Source organism: Paenibacillus sp. J22FR83 (assembly GCF_059691955.1).
The window spans coordinates 262,144-277,969 of record NZ_JCAUAM010000005.1 but is presented as its reverse complement, the minus strand read 5'-3'; the positions used below and the strand labels follow the sequence as shown (position 1 = coordinate 277,969).

Below are 15,826 nucleotides of genomic sequence, written 5' to 3'. Positions count from 1 at the left end.
TAGTCAAACAATGACCGCGGTCATTTATTAACGAGGTGAGAATATATGCTAAGAGAAATCCGTAAGCAAGAGCTCAAGCAGCAACTTTTTATGAAAGCCATTGCGCTGTTCCAGGAGAAAGGTTACGACAATGTGACCGTAGAAGAAATTGCTTCAGCCTGCGGCATCGCCAAGGGAACCTTTTTTAATTATTTTCCAAAAAAAGAGCACGTTCTCCTTCATCTCGGTCAATCCCAAGTGCAATTAATGAACGACATTGTTCAGAAACATCAAAATTCTAATCTTAGAGAACGACTGCGACTCATATTCAATGATCTGCTGTCTACCTACGCACAACATTCAGAATTATTTAAGCTTACCCTATCCGAAACGATGAAGTCCGCCCTGCTCATGCAAGAAGAATCACCGAATATCGTCTTATTTCAACAGACACTGTGTATGATTATCAATGATGCTATTGACTTACACGGGTTCCAAACACGGTGGGAATCTTCTATCATTGCTTCTGTTTTAGTGGGAATTTACTTTCACACACTCCTATCTTGGGCGATGATTCAGTCGCAAGGTGAAGATCTCACTGTGATGTTTAATAAGCAAATGGATGTTATTTGGGAGGGGATTGAACAATGAGTACACTTGTTGTCTATGTTGCTGCAGCGTTCCTAATCGTAATTAGCTTGGTCCATGTCTATTGGGCATTTGGTGGCAGATGGGGCAGTCGTGCAGCGTTGCCGCAGTCGAATGGAGGCACTGCTTTATTTCGACCTCGTATACTTGAAACACTAGCAGTGGCCGTAGTGATGTTAGGCGTGTGTGCAGTATTGATTATCCAATCGGAAACATTGTCAGTCTTGCAAGCGAATGCGTTTACCAAGTGGTCGTGTGTCCTGTGTGGGAGTATTTTCGTCTTAAGAGCAATTGGAGATTTCAAATATTTGGGCTTTTTCAAGAGGGTCAAACATACAACTTTCTCTTACTATGACACGCGATTCTATAGTCCACTCTGTCTCTTCTTGGCCTTCTCATTATTTATAACGGTTGTGTAAAAGTAAACAAAGCCACCTCTCATCCAACAGATGATCGGTGGCTTCAAGTCTTGTCATCGGGTATCCTTACAGATGTTCCTTCAACTGACCGATGATTTCCGCATATTCGGCCTCAGTCAATTGCTTATTGTCAGCAGGATTCATTTCGAACATTTTCCCCCATGTGTACCCATCCTTATATTTCGGGACAATGTGGAAATGAACATGAGGCATGGTATCGCCAAATGCGCCATAATTAATTTTGTCCGGAGAAAAAGCACGCTCTACAGCGGCCGCAGCCTGCGCCACATCACGCATATACGCATCTTGATTCTCTTGTGACAAGTGAAAGAACTCGGTATGATGCTCATTCAAAGCAACAATACAGCGTCCCTTATACGTTTGTTCTCTGAATAAATACAATGTGGAAACACGCAATTGTCCAATTTCAATCATCAAACTCGCTAAGGCATCGTTCTTGCTGCAATAATTACATACGGGGGTCATTGTCGAAGTCTCCTATTCTAGCGTGAAGTTATTGGATAACATTACTAGTATCATAACATAATTCGCGTAGGAGGAGATACACTTCCTAGTTGGAACAGAACGGCTCCGCCAGCTTCCGAACACGTGCGATTCCTTCCCACATGTCACCAGGACCATCATAAACAAGTGTGAGCGGCCCTTCATAACCAGCCTGTTGGGCAAGGTTTAAACAGCGGATAAACTCAGCCTCATCAGGATATCCCTCGGCATTCGTTTGCGCTTTGGCATGGATGGATTCACTCCAAGGAATGGTTTGAACCAGCTCATCGAATTTCTGATCCCCTTTGAAATTGCCGAAATCGGATGTAAATCCAACGACTTCTCCACATCCTTTAATGATTGCAAGACAATTGTCGCCGGTTGAAGAGAGAGATTTAAAATTCTCAGTTACGACGCGAACACCGTGCAACTTGCCATATTGGCCTAGCTCACGGAGTGCTTCGATGGATCGAGCCAATGCATCTTTATCCGATGGATCCGCTTCTCCAGCAATAATACGCACTCTTTCCGCACCGGCTAGCGCTGCGATATCTATCCAACTTTTGATCCATTCGAGATCTGACTGTCTACGAGTATTATCTGAACTAGAGATATCTCCATATTCGAGCAATAATGTATAGAAGCGAAGGCCGGCATCCTTAAATGCCCCTTTCAACGCACGTAGATAAGCTTCATTCGTCTCTGGGAAATGGAAATGACATACTTCCAGTGATTCAAACCCCTTCTCTGCTAATACCGCTGGTAATTCGAGCAATGAAAGCAGTTCTGGTTGTTCTTGAGCATCCGTGAATTGTGTGTGGGTGCTGTCATCCCAGCGAGTCCAACGCAACGGACCTAAGTTTCGATGTAAACTCCAACTCGTTAGTGATAGAAATGGCATGGCTATCTTCCCTTCATTCCTCTATTTGGACATATCGTATCAAAGTCGTTCGAGAATCGCCATATTCGAATCCGCAAATAGATATCTTATTATGCTATTATTCATGAAAAAAACAGGCCGCCTCAGCGCCTGTTCTCTTCCTACCTATTTGATACGATCCAATAGCTCCCCTAACCGCTCATACGAGTCCTGCATCCCTTGCTCCATGCCTGAATCTAGCATACCGTCACGATCAGCGACTGATTGGAACACCGACTCCATCACTAGCTTGGTCATTCCGCCTTCGATTTCTTCGAATTTCGCCGTTTCAAGAATAACATGGCCCTTCTCCGTTAGTCCTTCAAACTCGAATGTTTGTATAATTCGCTCCGGCGCCGTCACTTCATGGTACACACCGCGGAACGCGTACTCATTCCCCTGGCTGTCTAGATGTATATACCGCCAATTGCCACCGCTTCTCGGCTCGAAAGTATCCAGTTTCGTCGTTAATTGTCGCGGCCCTAACCATTGCACGAGGAGCGTCGCATCCGTAAATGCTTGGAACACTAGTTCCCGTGGTGCATTGAACACACGTGTCATGCATATCTGTTGCCCGTCAGGTTCATAAGTAAGAATCGCTTCATGATCGATTATCATGATCACTCCCTTTACAGCTTACCATTATCGTATCTACCTCTGTATTATATCCCAAGTTCCTTGTGCTTTCTTCGTGTAAAAAGAACGACCCCAATTACCACGACACACGCCATAGATAGCCATGAGCTATACAGGAAAACTTGTCTCATCCCATACGCTGCGCTCATGAAACCGCCAATGAAGCTGCCGATAATGCGAGCAGCCCCAAGACTAAGTAAGCCATTCAGGGTTTGACCGCTTGCCTTCCATTCTGGAGGTACTTCACGATTAATAATCGTGGCAATCGTAACAGATAGTACGATAAAGATAACGCCATGTAAGACTTGAACAGGCAATAACCAGTGAGCCACTTCAATTTGGGAGAATAGGAACCACCGTAAGGATGACGCCAATGCGGCAACGAGTAAAATGATCGAGATGGGAACTCTCTTCAATATTTTAGCTGAAAATAATAGGAAGGGCAGCTCACTTAAAGATGAGATGGTCATTGACCAACCCAACATGACGCTATCCCCACCCATTTCCTTGAAGTAAATCGGGAAAAAGGCATAATAGTAACCAAGTGTGATCTGAATGATAAAATTCATGCTTATGTAGAACATCAGTTTGCCATTCTTGAACAACTCACGGAACTTCTGCCCCATGACATGAGCTGGACGCCCGGCGGCAGCTGGAAATTGCCATAAACAAATCAATGCGGCTGCCATTGTACAAGCATAAACCGGAAACATGGAATTGATGTGCGACTTGGCAACAAATCCGAACAGCAGAGACATGATGGCAAAGCCTACAGTGCCTCCCAACCGAATGATGCCGAAGCTCCATGTGGGTCTGCGATCTAGTTCCTCTAAGGTAATCGCATCGCTAAGCGCAAATATTGAGGTCTGAAAAAAAGTGAATATACAAATGATAACTAGGATAAATAGAAATTGATGCGAAATTGGGAAAAATAGAACGGAAATTCCGCTTCCTATAATTAATACTCGCAGAATATGATTCTTGGACTTGGCCCGATCCCCTAGCGCCCCCCAAACCGGTTGGCCAATCATGGCAATCAAGGGTCCTAGACTTAAAATGAGCCCGATCTGCTCCTGAGAAAACTTCGCGTTGTTGAGGTATACCGGCATGAAAGTTCCATAAACCGCGTTTCCCATGTAAATGACGACATAGAACAATAAGAATGCATTCAGTTTCGTAGCTGTTCCCTTCTTTCTTCTGTGAAATCTATACGATGCCTATCCGCATGCGGTACCCAAATAAGATCGTACGTTCTTCACCAGCGAAGGCCTTCTCCACGAATTGGCGAAAAGCGGCTGCTTCTGACTCGAGTTCAGTCGCACCTAACTTTATCGCGGATTGTAAACTGCCTTGGCTCAACGCAAGGTTGGCATAACGGGCCCAATCGCAAGTCTCCCAATTATGAAATACAATTTCCCTAGCATAACGAAATAAACCTGAGGATTGAATTTGGTTCAAATGCTCGTCCTTATTCCATTTGTGTGCTTGTTCTTGCTTCGGTGCCAGCTCTACGGCCCGCTGATCACCTAGCGACGTAAGTTTCAGATATTGCTGCTCAATTTCCCAGTTAATGACTGGCGGCCAATCACAATCATATGCAGCAAACACGCCGCCTGGTCGCAATACACGAGCGAATTCACGCAAAGTGCTTTGCGGTTCCATCCAATGGAACGACTGTGAGCACGTGACAATGTCTGCAGAATCGGAAGGCAGCTCCAGTTCATGTGATAATGCGCTTACGAATTGAATAGACGCTGGTTGGTTCATGCTCTCCCATTTGGCTAGCGCGACTGCACGCATATCATCACTCGGCTCTACGCCGATGATCTGTTCAGCGTCATTTAACCATAGAAACGAAGACAACCCTGTGCCGCAGCCGACATCAACGACGCTTTGTGGCTTCTTGCCCAAGTAGGCAGTCAAAATCTGAATTAATTCCTGCGGAGCTGTTGGCCTGCTTTCATCATACAAGGCACCGAAACCGGCAAATCGCTGTACATTATTCGTGCGGATATGTTCAATCATCGTTTGACCTCCTTATTAGTTCGCAAAAAAAGCTCAACCAAAGGATGAGCTTCTACGCTTCTTATTAACGAACATGTACGTGTAAGCGACCCTCTAGGTGAACAATGCCTTTATCTTGGACGGCTTCTTTGGCCAGCACATTGATTCGTTTCAACCACTCTTCCGGCTGACAATGATTGGTTGACGCTTGGACTAATCGCGCTGCATGGTCATAACAGGTGTCATAGCCACCTAATTTACGAATGACCTCGACATATTCGACAACAAGCTTTCGAGCACCTTGCGAGGTGTAACCGAAACTCTGAACAAGAGCATCAACGATTCCGCGTTCATACAGATTCAGCCGAACTTGTGTTTTCATAGTAGATCCACCTGCCTCCCGTAAAAATGTTATAACCAACAAATCGAAGCGATGCTTCCCACTTCTCGGAGGAGAAGACCACTTGATTGCCAAGTCGTAGCGCATCCAATTTGCGACCGCGTGTATTGCGTAAAATTTGATCATAAAACCAATGTACATCTTTATTTAATTGTACTGCTTCTTCAATAATTCGTCCAGTGTCCCCATCCGCCATAGGACCAATAATAATATCGGGGTGCTTGTGACAAGGATCCGCTTCTCCCTTGTGCATCACACGGCGATGCGACATGAGAAATTCGGCCCAAGCTAAGGAATCACTCAAAAAGATGAGCGGCTCCATCTTCGCAGGTATCGAAACCAACTCAATTTCAAGCACACAAGCTAGCTCAGTCCCCATAATGGAGCGGGCTGCAGCCTTGCGGGCCCAATTTCGTGCCTGTGCGGCTGAGATGGTTGTATAGAAACCTTCGCCGAAATCACGGCCAGGGCGCCAATACTGACTATCCAATAGTTTATTTTGAAAAAGGTTGACGAGATTATCCGTTGTTCCATGATACAAACGTTGTGGTGTTATTATATCCATTTCGTTTTCTTCTGAAACCCCTTTCCCTTCAAAATAGGCTAATAAGCACCACGAATATGCTCATGTATGTCACTCGTATAGAAGCTCTTCAAACGTACTAGCTCCTCCGAAGTGAACGCCGGAACATCAAGGGTAGCTAGATTATCTTCAATCTGCTTGACGTTCTTGAAACCAGGGATAATACACGTAATGTGGGGATTCTCTAAGATCCATCGCATCGCTGCACGCGCCATGTTCCCACGACCTTCGCCAATCCAAGCCAAATCCTGCGCAAGTTCTACGCCTTTGGCAAACGGCAGCCCAGCAAACGTCTCACCAACATTGAATTGGTCACCATTCGCATTGAAATTACGGTGATCGTCAGCTGCAAATGTGCTAGAGGTCGTGAATTTCCCTGTCAGTAAGCCACTGGCAAGCGGAAGTCGAACTAGAATACCTACTCCAGCACCGTGAGCTTGCGGGAAGAGAGTGTCTGCAGGCTTTTGACGGAACAAGTTAAAGATGACTTGCAGTGCCTTGACACCAGGAACAGTAAGACAGAACAATCCTTCCTCAACCGTCTCCACGCTTACGCCGTAGTGGCGGATCTTGCCTTCAGCCTTCAATTTCTCCAGTACCTCGAACACTGAACCATCCTTCAAGATCGCCAGCGGTGGACAATGTATTTGATACAGATCGATTCGCTCTCGATTTAAACGTTTCAAACTATTTTCCGCAAATTGGCGAACTGCTCCCTCCGAATATGTCGCAAGGTCATGAATATCACCCGAACGGCAAAACTTCGTAGCGATGTGGATCTCGTCTTCCTTCCCTTTCGTCGCCTTCGCCAGAAGCTCTTCTGCATGACCGGAACCATATACATCCGCTGTATCAAAAAAGTTCACTCCAGCCTCCATGGCACGGTGCAACCCTCGAATTGATTCATCGTCATTCGCCTCACCCCAGCCACCACCAATAGCCCATGTACCGAAGCTAACCTCACTAATCTGAAGCTCTGTATCACCTAGTTGACGGTATTTCATCGTTCCAACTCCTTCTTATGTAGGTGTCTTTAAGTTGTTACCAAGGATTGCATCTATCACCATTTCGCCATAGGATGAGAGGAAACCTCCCTATTTATGCAAAAAAAAAGGGATTCCAATATACCGGAACCCCTTCTTAATTTGTACAAAACGATATATTACCGCTTCCGTTTATTATAGCCTTTCTCATCATACGGCTCTAACTTCTCTAACCATAATTCAAGCAGTGCATCAACCTCAGACCGGTAACTCTTCAGATCCGCGGCATCCAACATGATTTCATCACGAGGCTCAATGCGATCTAGAACCTCAAACACGAACACTTGGCCACCGAACGTCGTCCAGTCCTTCTGGAGCTCATTGAATGTATTTGTATTCATTTGCTTACAAAATTCAAGTCGATTTTTCATGCCATCTAGATCCATACTGCCATTTACAAATATTTTATCGTTCTGAGTATTGCGAATCTGATAAACACCCATGGCCCGGAATGTTTGTTTATAATTCGTCGCAAGCTCTTTTTTCTGCTGTTTGTCTAACATGTGGTTCAATACCCCATTTCTTTAAGAATCCTGGAGAGCGTGCTCAAGCGTTCCCCGATCAACTCTCCATCATCACTTAATGCTTGGCTGAAAAGCTTGATATCTTCGTTAATTTTCTCATTATCCGTACACACGCCTACCGTCATGGCATCCCCTTGCAGACCGATCCGATCAATAACTGGATTCTCCGCATTATATCCATTCTCATAACGATAAGCATCCTCTTGGAAATGCAGCTTCGTGCGGCATACAAGGATAGCTAGATCTAAGACACGGTGTAGGGGCAACTCCTCAGATTGGCGGGACCATTTCTCGCCCGTGTAGCGCCATACCTTAGCCGAAATATCAACCTTACCTCTGTCGTTCCACTGCGCTAGACCTAGGGAAAGACCTTGTGTATCTGTACTTTGCGTGTATCTTCCGTCAATATTGGCATAGTTCTCAGCTACGATTACAGGTTTATGTTTGAGTGTTGTTGGGATTTTCATTGTAATACCTCCAAGTTTAAAAGTCAGGCTTCGTTTTATTTAGTAATTTACTAATTTACTAAAACGAACCGATGACTGAAGTATACCGCAGCTTCTAATTCAAGTCAATGGATGCCTGCATGAAAGAAACGGTCAGCATTCATTCAGTTAGACTCCATTTGCAAAAAAACACAGAACTCCCCCGATAGGAAGCACTGTGTTATATGTTCTGCTTATCCGATACCCCTTACCCGCGGCAGCTTTTTCGTGGGATCATCCAGCACGCATCCCTCTGCTTCTGGCAGCATATTGCCGGACGACAATTTTGAATCAATCACATCTAATATCATTTGTAAGGAATTAATCTGATGTTGAATGTTCTCCTTATGTTGGTTCAGTTTGACATGCAGATCTGGATGCTCGATCAAATTAGACTCTTTAGTCAAACCTAGAAAAGGTTTCATTTCATCCAAAGACATACCTGTCTTCTTCAAACAAGTGATTAGTTTCATGACAGTAAGATCTTCCGAGCGATAGATACGATGACGGTTATTTTTCCGATCCGGTTGAGGTAACAGTCCGATTTTTTCATAATAACGAATCGTGTCTTCGGATAAAGACGATTGTATCGCTGCTTCTTTAATTGAAAAACCTGCTGTCTCACTCATCAATGCCAACTCCCTTTACTCCTATTGATATCATTATAAAACTTGGAGTTAACTCGAAGTCAATACATAAATAATTACTCTACATGAGTTGACTTCGAGTCGACTTCAAGTTGTATAGTCAAATCCATACACCAACACATGCATTGAATATGGAGGAAAGTAAACATGACGACGAATCTTTCTGGTAAAATCGTACTAATTACAGGCGCCAGCAGCGGGATTGGGTTAGCTTTGACGCATCGAATGCTGCAAGAAAATGCGCAAATCATTGCGCTCATACGCACGGAATTCCCTACAGACGATACACAGATTCAAACAGCTATAGGAACGCAGCAATTGCGTGTCTACCGGGCGGATTTGAGTGATTTTACAAGCTTAAGGGCGGCGTTAGAGCAAATTAAGACCAAGGAGGAGAAGATAGATCTCCTTTTCAACAATGCTGGTGGCAGCTTTCATGAGCTCATGTTTTCAAAGCAAGGTCGAGAACTGCATTATGAACTTCAAACCGTCGTTCCCTATATTATCACGATGGAATTAATGGCGCTTTTGAAGAAAGGAACGTTGAAACGAGTCGTGCATACGTCCACCAACGCGTTCAATACGATGAAGCGTTTTGACCCTGAAACCTTAGATAGACCCACCAATTTCAAGCAACTATTCGGTCCCTATGCGTCTTCTAAACTCGCGTTATCCTTATGGACACAAGAACTCGCTCCCCAGCTGTCCGCAGATGGAATCACAATGATAACCGTTGACCCAGGTGGAAATAATACAATTCGCAAAGGTAAAAAATCAGGCATTCCCTTCTATCTCAAGCCCATTATCAAGTTGTTTTTTCCACATCCTAGTAAAGGAGCCTCACTACTTTATCAAGGTTCCTTAAGTCACCATACACATGGTGCTTATTTGACGAATAACAAGCATGTGAAACTACGCTTCGTCCAGCATGGACCACGGGTGCTAGCGAAAGTTCGTGAGGTTTACGAGTATACGTACAAACAACTTGGGTAATAATGAAAAGACGCGAACGGCGTTGCCCATACAGAAAAACACCTGCAACCGTGCTTAATTCGCACATTTGCAGGTGTTTTTCCTACTCTCCTATAAGTCCTGACTTAGGCGAATCATGTCGCGGCACTGGATCCCATTTTCAAAAATAGGTTCCTTATAATGCCTTGTAAAGAAATCGAGATCCACGCCATAAATGCGAAATCCACACTTCTGATAGAGACTTAATTGTTGAACCCCAGAATTACCTGTGCCGATCTCAATGGTTTGATAATTGAGCGTTCTAGCTGTTTGTACAGCGTGCTTCACTAATTCCTTACCGTAACCGCGGCCTTGTTTCTTCGTAATCACCGCAATATTCACCAGTTCAACCGTCTTCGGCCTCGTCGGAAGCAGTAAATAAGCACCGACAATTTCATGGTTTTCCTCCAAAACGAAGCATTTGCTCTGGTACACATAAGACTCAACCATCGCAAGCTCAGGATCTGCTAGAAGAAATAAGTGAATCGGATACTCCTCAGTTACCTCTAATTCTCGAATTTGCAACATTCTGTGTGCCTCCATCCTATTGTGATGTGGGTATCAGAAGTGAAACTTTGCTGAAATTATCACTGCGACATCTTCTGGACTTATACTACTTGATCCTATGTCATTTCCCCTATAGTCTGCGGACCAAAAATAAGCACAAACCTCATGGCCACACCCCCTATTATTTATCCCATACTTCTATTTTATCATGCCTACTGCCCCTTTATTTGTAAAGAATAAGTAGAATTCAATCTTTCCCAGTTCTAGCGTATTCTTTTGCAGCAAACCTACATAACGCTATCCTGCCGATTACGGTGCTGCCCGTCGCACAAAAAACGGCCGCCCGAAGGCAGCCGCAACTTAATTATATGTAATTCTGAGTCCCAATTCTGCGGCACGCACCAGTGCAGCGTCAGAGAATTTCGGCTTTTTGTATTTGACTTCGAACTCTTCCTTCGTCAGCGGCGTCCAATTGAAATCACGATTCTGGTACACCCAGGTTTTCGTCCCCCAATCTACATGAATGGTGCGACTCGCTACCTTCTTCACAACGCCAATTTCAAGAATGACACCTGTTTTACCAAAAAACTTCGCACAATACTTTCCGACCATTTCACTCACCCGAAACATCCTCATTTCCATTAGTCAAATCACGCAATATGCCAATTGCGATTTCAAACGTTTCCTCATCCGATTGAAACTCATCCAGAAAGGATTTTCTAAATATGCGTTGGATCTCTTGTCCCAATCCGGCAACACTAATTTCTTCCATATGCTTGATTATATAAATGGTAATGCTGCGAGCCTCACCATCGTATTCATCGTCTTGACTTCCATCTTCTAACAATCGTACGGGGTCCCACTGATCCAAATGATATTTCACAACGCCTATGATTGGCGAAGGATCGAAGGGTAAGGATGCTAAGTACTTATTCTCTTTCCGTATTTCATTCTTTATGCTCCAAAGCATATAATTCATCTGGGTTTCCTGCGATACAGCACGAAATTTCACAGCATTGGCCTCCTTTGTTGGACACCAGCTTAATCTGCCGATTCCGTCTCCATCAGAGCAATTCGCTGCAGTGTCGCACCTAGCAGTTTATCACGTATGCTGAGAGATGCCAACTTTTTGTTGTTTATCCAGTTAATAATTAATGATATTAATTATTATATTCTTCATTACTGCCGGCCTGTAACATTACTTGTCCCGTCATTTGGGAGAATCATAACGCCATCTGGTTAATAGCGTGTAAACACGCGTAGTAATTACTTAACCACATTAATTAATATCATTAAATAACCATTCATTTCTATCCAAACAAAAAACAGCCCCTCCACAGAGCGACTGCCAAGATTACCTTCAACACGAATACGAATAGAATCCTTGCCCTGACTTTCGTCCAAGTCGTCCCGCCTTTACATATTTCCTGAGTAGCGGACAAGGTCGATATTTGGCATCCTTAAACCCTTCATAGAGAATCTCCATGATCGATAAACACGTGTCCAACCCAATGAAATCAGCGAGCTCCAGCGGTCCCATCGGATGGTTCATGCCTAGCTTCATCACTGTATCCACAGCTTCCACCGTTGCTACGCCCTCATAGACTGTACAAATCGCTTCATTAATCATCGGCATCAGAATCCGATTCGAAACGAATCCAGGGAAATCCTGTACCTCCACAGGTGTCTTGCCCAGCTCCTTACTGAGCTGAAAGACCGTATCGAATACGTTCTGAGACGTTTCAAGACCTCGAATGAGTTCAATCAGGGGCATCACAGGAACCGGGTTCATGAAATGCATTCCGATAACTTGCGAAGGTCTCGTTGTTGCCGCAGCAATCTCCGTGATGGGCAGAGAGGATGTATTCGAAGCCAGTATGACATGAGGAGGACAGATCTCATCTAACTTACGAAAAAGAGCCGTTTTCCAAGCCATATTTTCGGATATCGCTTCGATCACAAGATCCACTTCTGCAGCCTGTTCAATATCTGCCGCCGGTAGTATGCGGCTAAGAAGACTTTCTTTCGCCTCCTCTGTCAATCTCCCTTTCGCAACACTCCGTTCTAATTGACTACGGATCGCCAACATGCCTTTATCGATTAAAGGCAGAGATAGATCATGCCAAAGTACCTTGCGGCGGGCAGATGCAGCCACTTGCGCGATGCCGCTGCCCATCTGCCCTGCCCCAATGACCAGGATGGTTTGTATAGACATCGTTCATCGCCCCTACTGCTCACGCTGTTACTCCACGCGAAGCAAAATCGCATCCCCTTGCGCCGTTCCGCTGCATATTGCCGCAATCCCATAACCCCCGCCAATTCTGCGAAGCTCATGGATTAGTGTAAGAATAATCCGTGTCCCGCTTGCACCAATGGGATGACCGAGCGCAATGGCACCGCCATTAACGTTGACGCGTTGTGAATCCCACCCCAGCATTTGCTCACATGTGAGCACGACAGCGGCGAAAGCTTCGTTCACCTCGAATCGATCGATTTGACCCAGTGTCAAGCCCGTTTGCTTCAGCAGCTTACGGATCGCCAACGCTGGTGTTGTAGCAATATACGGCGCTGGTTCGCCAACACTGGCATGGCCAATTATCGTAGCGAGCGGTATTATGCCCTGCTCCAACGCAGCATCATTCGCCATGACGACCATGGCCGATGCGCCATCGTTGACACTAGGCGCATTGCCAGCTGTAATGCTGCCTTGCTTATCAAATACAGGGACTAAACTAGCAAGCTTAGTTAAACTCGTATCCCCACGTGGTCCCTCATCACGATCCACTACAGTCGTTCCCACTGGAACAGGAACGATTTCCTCTGCGAAATAACCATTGGACATTGCCTGAAGGGCTAATTGATGGCTGCGTAAAGCCCACTCATCTTGCTGCTGCCGCTCAATCCTATATTCAGCAGCAACGCGACTGCCATGGAGCACCATGTGCACGCGTTCGAACGGACAAGTCAAACCGTCATGGATCATCAGATCAAGCAGACGCTGTTCGCCCATTCGCGCGCCCCATCGCGCATGTGTCGCCAAGTATGGCGCGGAGCTCATGCTCTCCATACCACCTGCCACCAGTACTGACGCGTCTCCAGCTCGGATAATTTGGTCCGCCATGGTCACACTGCGCAGCCCTGAGGCGCACACTTTGTTAATCGTCTCCGACGTTACCCCCCACGCTAGTCCCGCGTTGCGAGCCGCCTGACGAGAAGGGATTTGGCCTGCACCTCCTTGCAGTACCATGCCCATCAGAACTTCCTCAATCAATGCAGGATCCAGTGTCGCGCGGCGAATCGCTTCCTTAATAACAATTCCGCCAAGCTCGACTGCTGGAACGTCCTTCAATGCGCCACCGAATTTCCCGAACGGCGTCCTCGCACCGCCAACAATGACGCTTGCTCGCATGCACCTCACCCTCCTGTCCACGCTCACATCCCTTTCATCAAGCGAGCGATGGCTCTTCGCTGCTCATCCATCGTTGCTTCAATTGCTTGAAGCATCTTCGCATCGCGCATATACCGTTCAACAGGGAACGCTTTGGTATAACCATAGCCACCATGAATTTGAACAGCTTCAATCGTCACGGCCATCGCGGTATGCCCAGCAAATAGATTGGAATACGCAACTTCGCCTCCTTCATGTCCCTCACGCCAAGCGGCTTGATACGCAAGCAGCCTCGCTGCTTCGATTTGCGTGGCCATATTCGCCAGCTTAAATGCGATAGCCTGTTGCTGGGCAATCGGCTTACCGAATTGCTTACGTGTCTTCGCATAGGAGATTGACACATCCATCGCCGCTTGCGCAAGTCCAACCGCTAGTGCAGCGATGCCGCTTCGTGCAGAACCTAGCGTCCGTAATGCAATCCGATGGCCGTCTCCTTCCGCGCCAAGCCGATTCGCTAACGGGACTCGGCAATCAACCAATTCAATGGACATGCTAGGTGCTCCACGTAGTCCGATTGTTCGTTCTTTTTGGCTCAGAATGAACCCTGGTGTGCCTTTCTCAATTATAAATGCACTACTCGCATGTGATGCAGTATCAGCTCCCGCTGCTGCAAACACCACATATACGTCTGCTTCCCCAGCGTTTGAAACGAGAACCTTCGTGCCCCGCAGTACGTAATCGTCGCCATCACGCAACGCTTCTGTCTGCAAATCAACGCCAGAGTTCCCATCCAGCAGTACACGTTCAGCCCAAGCGTAAGCGCCAAGCTTTTGCCCATTTGCCATGGGTACTACATACAACTTCTTCTGTTCATCGTTACCGAACATTGAAATGACTGATGCTGCCAACGCACTGTGCACGTAAAGTGTGTACCCTGTCGACACGCAAGCACGTGCTAGCTCCTCCAATACCAAGCAGTTCGTCAACTGATCCGAGCCAAGTCCGCCATATCCTTCGGGCACCAAAATCCCCGTTAAGCCCAGTTCCCCCATCGCATCGAATAAATGACGATCAAAGCGTTCTTCTTCATCTCGAAGCGCCGCCGTCGGCGCAACCTCCCCGGCTGCAAAATCGCGCACCATGCTGCGAATCATTTCTAATTCCTCCGAAAGGCTATAATCCATGTGGAGCCCTCCCTCAAGCCGCATGCACTTCTAGCTCTTATCCTCCCAAGTTGATCGTGCAATAGAACCATCCAAGGCCTCATAATCCTCATAGCGAATCGCTTTATATAACTCACTGCGTGTTTGCATGACATCTAACGATCCAATCTGCGTTCCTTGCCCACGAATCTCTTCAAATACCCGTTCATACGCTTTAGCTGCGACACGTAAGGACGTAACCGGATAGAGAACCATCCGAAATCCCCAACTTTCAAATTGCGCAGCCGTATAGTATGGAGTACGTCCAAATTCGGTCATATTGGCCAAAAGAGGTGCATCTACTTCCTTTTGAAATTGACGAAAGTCCTCCTCACTCTCGAGTGCTTCTGGAAAAATAGCATCCGCACCAGCGGCAAGATATTGCTTTGCACGGATGATGGCTTCTGCCATTCCTTCTACGCCCTTGGCATCAGTCCGTGCAACAATATACAGCGTAGGGCTGACGGCTTTGAGCGTGCGGATTTTATGACACATATCCTCGGCGGATATGAGCTTCTTACCACTAAGATGACCGCATTTCTTCGGCATATCTTGATCTTCTATTTGTACGGCTGCGACTTTGGCCTCCACCATCTCCTTAGCGGTCCGCGCAACATTCAGAATGCCGCCATATCCCGTATCAATATCGACTAGTAACGGAAGTCCTGATGCTCGTACAAGCTCCCTCGCTCGCTCTGCAACTTCGCTCGAATAAAGAAGTCCCAAATCAGGCAACCCTCTACTCGCCGTAAACGCGGCACCTGATAAGTACAAGGCACCGAACCCTGCTTGTTTGGCTATTCTTGCTGCCATGCCATCGTGGGTACCAACAATTTGGACAATTGGACCCGCTTCAACTAATCTACGCCACTGCGCAGCCAACTTTTCTTGACTCGGCTCCTCCTCAATCAACCATGACATCGTATC

General features: G+C 46.2%; 21 protein-coding genes. 3 read left to right on the top strand and 18 right to left on the bottom strand.

The window, feature by feature from the left end; translation table 11 throughout:
- Window positions 1–45: 45 nt before the first annotated feature.
- The gene (locus AC58PV_RS11795) at window positions 46–630 is read left to right on the top strand and encodes a TetR/AcrR family transcriptional regulator (RefSeq protein WP_497432423.1); all 585 of its coding nucleotides are present in this window, start codon (window positions 46–48) and stop codon (window positions 628–630) included.
- A complete protein-coding gene (locus AC58PV_RS11790; RefSeq protein ID WP_497432422.1) occupies window positions 627–1,046 on the top strand; it encodes a DUF3995 domain-containing protein in 420 nt (139 codons plus the stop codon). The genes AC58PV_RS11795 and AC58PV_RS11790 overlap by 4 nt, the downstream gene beginning before the upstream one ends.
- A 66-nt stretch (window positions 1,047–1,112) precedes the next feature.
- Here AC58PV_RS11790 and AC58PV_RS11785 read toward each other — a convergent pair whose 3' ends face one another.
- From AC58PV_RS11785 to AC58PV_RS11735, 11 genes are all read right to left on the bottom strand, one after another.
- Entirely contained in the window at window positions 1,113–1,532 is a 420-nt protein-coding gene (locus AC58PV_RS11785; protein WP_068662451.1) for an HIT family protein, read from the bottom strand.
- An 85-nt stretch (window positions 1,533–1,617) separates the two neighbouring features.
- Window positions 1,618–2,451 (bottom strand): sugar phosphate isomerase/epimerase family protein, encoded by an 834-nt coding sequence (locus AC58PV_RS11780; RefSeq protein ID WP_497432421.1) that lies wholly within the window; start codon window positions 2,449–2,451, stop codon window positions 1,618–1,620.
- A gap of 144 nt (window positions 2,452–2,595) precedes the next feature.
- Window positions 2,596–3,087, bottom strand: coding sequence for an SRPBCC family protein (locus tag AC58PV_RS11775; protein ID WP_497432420.1), 492 nt, complete (start codon window positions 3,085–3,087; stop codon window positions 2,596–2,598).
- Between the two features lie 44 nt (window positions 3,088–3,131).
- Window positions 3,132–4,262, bottom strand: coding sequence for an MFS transporter (locus AC58PV_RS11770; RefSeq protein ID WP_497432419.1), 1,131 nt, complete (start codon window positions 4,260–4,262; stop codon window positions 3,132–3,134).
- 49 nt (window positions 4,263–4,311) lie between these two features.
- Window positions 4,312–5,130 (bottom strand): class I SAM-dependent methyltransferase, encoded by an 819-nt coding sequence (locus AC58PV_RS11765; protein WP_497432418.1) that lies wholly within the window; start codon window positions 5,128–5,130, stop codon window positions 4,312–4,314.
- 64 nt (window positions 5,131–5,194) lie between these two features.
- Window positions 5,195–5,491 (bottom strand): hypothetical protein, encoded by a 297-nt coding sequence (locus AC58PV_RS11760; RefSeq protein ID WP_497432417.1) that lies wholly within the window; start codon window positions 5,489–5,491, stop codon window positions 5,195–5,197.
- Window positions 5,460–6,074, bottom strand: coding sequence for a DUF3990 domain-containing protein (locus AC58PV_RS11755; protein WP_497432416.1), 615 nt, complete (start codon window positions 6,072–6,074; stop codon window positions 5,460–5,462). The genes AC58PV_RS11760 and AC58PV_RS11755 overlap by 32 nt, the downstream gene beginning before the upstream one ends.
- A 38-nt stretch (window positions 6,075–6,112) precedes the next feature.
- Window positions 6,113–7,096, bottom strand: a complete 984-nt coding sequence (locus AC58PV_RS11750) for an aldo/keto reductase (RefSeq protein ID WP_497432415.1) — start codon at window positions 7,094–7,096, stop codon at window positions 6,113–6,115.
- 158 nt (window positions 7,097–7,254) lie between these two features.
- Window positions 7,255–7,638, bottom strand: a complete 384-nt coding sequence (locus AC58PV_RS11745; RefSeq protein ID WP_497432414.1) for a GIY-YIG nuclease family protein — start codon at window positions 7,636–7,638, stop codon at window positions 7,255–7,257.
- 5 nt (window positions 7,639–7,643) lie between these two features.
- Window positions 7,644–8,126 (bottom strand): DUF6530 family protein, encoded by a 483-nt coding sequence (locus AC58PV_RS11740; RefSeq protein ID WP_497432413.1) that lies wholly within the window; start codon window positions 8,124–8,126, stop codon window positions 7,644–7,646.
- Between the two features lie 212 nt (window positions 8,127–8,338).
- Window positions 8,339–8,773: a MerR family transcriptional regulator gene (locus AC58PV_RS11735; protein ID WP_497432412.1), complete on the bottom strand. Its 435-nt coding sequence runs from the start codon at window positions 8,771–8,773 to the stop codon at window positions 8,339–8,341.
- A 165-nt stretch (window positions 8,774–8,938) separates the two neighbouring features.
- Between AC58PV_RS11735 and AC58PV_RS11730 the strand changes: the two genes are divergently transcribed.
- Window positions 8,939–9,784: an SDR family NAD(P)-dependent oxidoreductase gene (locus AC58PV_RS11730; protein WP_497432411.1), complete on the top strand. Its 846-nt coding sequence runs from the start codon at window positions 8,939–8,941 to the stop codon at window positions 9,782–9,784.
- Window positions 9,785–9,874: 90 nt separating this feature from the next.
- On the opposite strand, the gene AC58PV_RS11725 is transcribed toward AC58PV_RS11730, so the two are convergent.
- The 7 genes from AC58PV_RS11725 to prpB all read right to left on the bottom strand — a co-directional run bounded on the left by AC58PV_RS11725 (window position 9,875) and on the right by prpB (window position 15,820).
- The gene (locus AC58PV_RS11725) at window positions 9,875–10,327 is read right to left on the bottom strand and encodes a GNAT family N-acetyltransferase (RefSeq protein WP_497432525.1); all 453 of its coding nucleotides are present in this window, start codon (window positions 10,325–10,327) and stop codon (window positions 9,875–9,877) included.
- 342 nt (window positions 10,328–10,669) lie between these two features.
- The gene (locus AC58PV_RS11720; RefSeq protein WP_497432410.1) at window positions 10,670–10,930 is read right to left on the bottom strand and encodes a hypothetical protein; all 261 of its coding nucleotides are present in this window, start codon (window positions 10,928–10,930) and stop codon (window positions 10,670–10,672) included.
- Window positions 10,923–11,321, bottom strand: a complete 399-nt coding sequence (locus AC58PV_RS11715) for a hypothetical protein (RefSeq protein WP_497432409.1) — start codon at window positions 11,319–11,321, stop codon at window positions 10,923–10,925. The genes AC58PV_RS11720 and AC58PV_RS11715 overlap by 8 nt, the downstream gene beginning before the upstream one ends.
- A 348-nt stretch (window positions 11,322–11,669) precedes the next feature.
- Window positions 11,670–12,524 (bottom strand): 3-hydroxybutyryl-CoA dehydrogenase, encoded by an 855-nt coding sequence (locus AC58PV_RS11710; protein ID WP_497432408.1) that lies wholly within the window; start codon window positions 12,522–12,524, stop codon window positions 11,670–11,672.
- Between the two features lie 27 nt (window positions 12,525–12,551).
- Window positions 12,552–13,718 carry an acetyl-CoA C-acetyltransferase gene (locus AC58PV_RS11705; RefSeq protein ID WP_497432407.1) on the bottom strand — a complete coding sequence of 389 codons (1,167 nt, stop codon included), beginning with the start codon at window positions 13,716–13,718 and terminating at the stop codon, window positions 12,552–12,554.
- Window positions 13,719–13,741: 23 nt separating this feature from the next.
- Window positions 13,742–14,881, bottom strand: a complete 1,140-nt coding sequence (locus tag AC58PV_RS11700; protein ID WP_497432406.1) for an acyl-CoA dehydrogenase family protein — start codon at window positions 14,879–14,881, stop codon at window positions 13,742–13,744.
- A 30-nt stretch (window positions 14,882–14,911) separates the two neighbouring features.
- Entirely contained in the window at window positions 14,912–15,820 is a 909-nt protein-coding gene (gene prpB / locus AC58PV_RS11695; RefSeq protein WP_497432405.1) for a methylisocitrate lyase, read from the bottom strand.
- Between the last annotated feature and the right edge of the window lie 6 nt (window positions 15,821–15,826).